This is a genomic window from uncultured Abyssibacter sp., assembly GCF_964000955.1.
In the GTDB taxonomy this organism is placed as follows: Bacteria; Pseudomonadota; Gammaproteobacteria; order Nevskiales; family OUC007; genus Abyssibacter.
Genome location: NZ_CAXFCL010000313.1, coordinates 1 through 3,329, shown reverse-complemented (window position 1 = coordinate 3,329; position 3,329 = coordinate 1). Strand labels below are relative to the sequence as shown.

The following is a 3,329-nucleotide window of genomic DNA, read 5'->3' as shown; positions in this document are numbered from 1 at the left end:
CAGTGAACGGCTGACCTCGTAAGAAAAGTCGACGTGGCCCGGCGTATCGATGAGGTTGAGGATATAATCCTCGCCATCCTTGGCTTTATACTTCAGCCTGACGGTCTGCGCCTTGATGGTGATGCCGCGCTCGCGCTCGATATCCATCGAATCCAGCACCTGTGCGGCCATTTCCCGCTCGGTGAGGCCGCCACAGATCTGGATGAACCGGTCAGCCAGCGTGGACTTGCCGTGATCGATATGGGCGATGATCGAGAAATTGCGAATTCGGGACTGCATCAGGGCCTGTTCAGACTAAACGGCGGCGCCGCGTCAGCTTTTCCCCTGGAACAAGCCGCGGCAGAACGCACAAAGCGCGCGAGTATACCGGCTAGGGTGACCGCGCGGACGAGGCATCCCGACCTTGAAGCCAGTGACGCACGGCGGCGACATCCAGCTGGTGGCGACACAACTCCTCACCCGATTCGGTGGTCAGCACGGGCACATCCCAGCCGTAGCGCTCCGTCCATTCCGGGCAGGCATCCACATCCCTGCGCTCAACCGAGATCGCATCCCCGAAGTGACTGTCCAGCGCATCGTCCATGTCATGACAGAGGGAACAGCGTTGGCGCGCATACTGCACAAGACGGGCTGGCGTCATCCGGGCACATCGAGCGCGAGAAACAGGGACGAGCCACGCCGCTGAATCAGCAGCGGTACCGACTCCGACCCGCGCGCGGCCTGCAAGACATTCCGGAAATCACCGACATCGCCAATGGGCTGTTGTGCGACGGACACGATCACGTCCCCGGGCATCAGCCCGGCGATGCCCGACGCGCTGCCCGGCCGCACCTCGGTCACCAGGACACCGCCCTGATCGACTCCCAGCTGCGCCCTCTGGCTGCGCGTCAGCGCGGTGACGCTGATCCCGAGCTCGAAGGCGGCGGGACGAGCCCGCTGATCGGCATCGGGCGGATTGAGGCTCGCACGCTCGTCGGTCTCCAGCGCGCCGATGCGCACCGTGATCTTCAACCGTTCGCCATCGCGCAGCACCCGCAAGGGAATGCGTGCACCCGGCTCGGCGCGCCCCACCATGTGCGGCAACGAACGGGACGTGCCGACATCGCGGTCACCGAACTGCAGGATCACGTCGCCCACCTGCAAACCCGCTTCGGAGGCCGGGCTGTTGGGCACCACGCGAGAAACCAGCGCGCCTTCAGGGCGTCGCATGCCGAACGAACGCGCCAATGCCCGATCGACTTCCTGGACGACAACGCCCAGCCAGCCGCGGACGACGATGCCGGTTTCGCGAAGCTGGTTGGCTACCCGCATCGCGTCATCCACCGGGATGGCGAAGGACACGCCCTGATAACCGCCGGAGTCGGAGTAGATCTGCGAATTGACGCCGACAACCTCCCCGTCGAGATTGAACAGCGGCCCGCCACTGTTGCCGGGATTGATGGCGACATCCGTCTGGATGAACGGCACATACTGTTCGGTGGCCAGACTGCGGTTCTTGGCCGAGACGATGCCTGCGGTGACCGAGTAATCGAAGCCGAACGGCGACCCGATGGCCAGCACCCATTCGCCGACCTTGAGATCGTCCGCCGAGCCGATGTCCGCGGTGGGCAGGCCCTTGGCGTCAATCTTGATCAGCGCCAGATCGCTGCGCTGGTCGGTACCGACCAGTCGCGCGACGAGCTGCCGGCGATCCGACAGCCGGACGACGATCTCGTCGGCGCCCGCGACCACGTGATAATTCGTCAGGATGAAGCCGTCTTCGGAAATGATGAAACCGGATCCCAGCGACTGCGCGCCCGGCTGCGGCGCCTGATCCTGACCCGGGTTCAGGCCGAAGAAGCGCTCGAACCAGTTGTCCCCGGAGCTGGTCTCGCCATCGACCAGCACCGCGGCGGTGCTGATGTTCACGACCACGGGGCTCAGATCGCCCACCAGGCCGGTGAAATCCGGCAATCCGCGGGTGCAGGCGGCGGTCAGCAGTATCGCCGGCAGCACGACCAGCGCCCGCCAGCAACGAAATGACTTGGGTTTCATGTCCCCGATCGTTCGGCTTCGCAGAATCCCGAAGTCTCTCCGTTTGCGCGCCGCAACACAACGGGGCGGTAGCGGTCGGCCCATCCCGGCTGACCGGAGCGTCGCGCAACCCAGCCGAATCCGGCGAGCAACCCGCAAATACCGGCAACCGCGACCAGCCCGTCAGCGGCGTCGAGCAGCAGGTGCGCTGACAGCGATGCCAGCAGCATCAGGCCCAGCGGAAGCAGATAGATCAGGAGCGACGCACTGACCAGTGCGTCGTCGCGCAGACCCAGCACGACGGTATCGCCCGCGGCCAGACCCTCGCCGCTGACATTCCCGGCCATGACCACCGGCTGCCCCCGTCGTTCGGTCAGGCGTCCCAGCACGCCGCCTCCGCAACCACGCCCCTCGGCGCAGCGCGCGCACCCTGCCCGGGTCGGCGTGGTGACGAGGACGCCACGGTCGCTGCATTCAACGACGACTGCGCGTTCCTCGATCACGGCTCAGGGCTGGGTGCGGTTCAGACGATTGCCGATCTGCTCGACGGTCTGCGCCGGCACCTCGCCGACAACGGCGACGTGATAGTCACCCACCATCCGGCCGTAGGCATGAACGGCGCCGATGCTGGAGACGCCGCGAAACACCTTGGTCGGCAGCTTGTTCTCGGCCGCGAACACCGACACGGTGGCCAGTCCATCGGTAATCAGCAGGTGGCTGACCGGCGTTGATGCGCCCGGAAACAACCGGGTGCTCTGCCCGACAACCTTGAAGCCCGGCGGCAACTCGGTGATCTCCCATCCGCCGTCCGACGCCTCGACCTCGGCGCCTCCGGCAGCTTCGCTGCGATGACGAATCTCCCGGAACCCGGAAGCGTCGATCGCGGGCACGAACGCCTGGTCGGGAATGGCTTCCGGATAGCTCACCGCGGTGAAGAGAAACTGCTCCAACGCATCGCCCTGTCCGTTCACCAGCGCGATACGCAGCGGCACGCTGGTCTGGACGTCGATGCAAAGCTGATAACCGAAACGGAATTCATCCCGCGGCTTGAGCGCAATGCCCTGACAGGCACGATCGGCAACGCGGTTCACGACGCCACGGGAAAAGTCGTAATGGGTGCTGAGCGTTTCCAGACCAACCGTGGACACCTTGGGCAGCAAGGCGCTCTGGCCACGCTCGTCCACCATCACGGCGCGCTCGCGCGGCAGCAGGCAACGCACTTCACCACCGCGGCGGATGATCTCCCGCGCATCGCCGGTGAGCGAGATCAGGCGCTCGTCTTCCTGCCCTTCCGAAAAGCGGTGCACGACGCGCAT

At 65.4% G+C, this 3,329-nt stretch carries 5 protein-coding genes; all 5 read right to left on the bottom strand.

Annotated features, from left to right (window positions below; all coding sequences use genetic code 11):
• Positions 1 to 279: GTP-binding protein (locus tag ABNS06_RS15040; RefSeq protein WP_348675410.1), on the bottom strand; the 279-nt coding region annotated here is incomplete at its 3' end.
• A gap of 91 nt (positions 280 to 370) precedes the next feature.
• The gene (locus tag ABNS06_RS15035) at positions 371 to 640 is read right to left on the bottom strand and encodes a glutaredoxin family protein (RefSeq protein WP_348675409.1); all 270 of its coding nucleotides are present in this window, start codon (positions 638 to 640) and stop codon (positions 371 to 373) included.
• On the bottom strand, positions 637 to 2,034 hold the full coding sequence (locus tag ABNS06_RS15030) for a DegQ family serine endoprotease (protein ID WP_348675408.1): 1,398 nt from the start codon (positions 2,032 to 2,034) through the stop codon (positions 637 to 639). Before ABNS06_RS15030 ends, ABNS06_RS15035 begins: the two co-directional genes overlap by 4 nt.
• Positions 2,031 to 2,516 carry a SoxR reducing system RseC family protein gene (locus ABNS06_RS15025; RefSeq protein WP_348675407.1) on the bottom strand — a complete coding sequence of 162 codons (486 nt, stop codon included), beginning with the start codon at positions 2,514 to 2,516 and terminating at the stop codon, positions 2,031 to 2,033. Before ABNS06_RS15025 ends, ABNS06_RS15030 begins: the two co-directional genes overlap by 4 nt.
• A gap of 3 nt (positions 2,517 to 2,519) precedes the next feature.
• The coding region (locus ABNS06_RS15020; protein WP_348675406.1) for a MucB/RseB C-terminal domain-containing protein at positions 2,520 to 3,329 on the bottom strand (810 nt) is incomplete at its 5' end.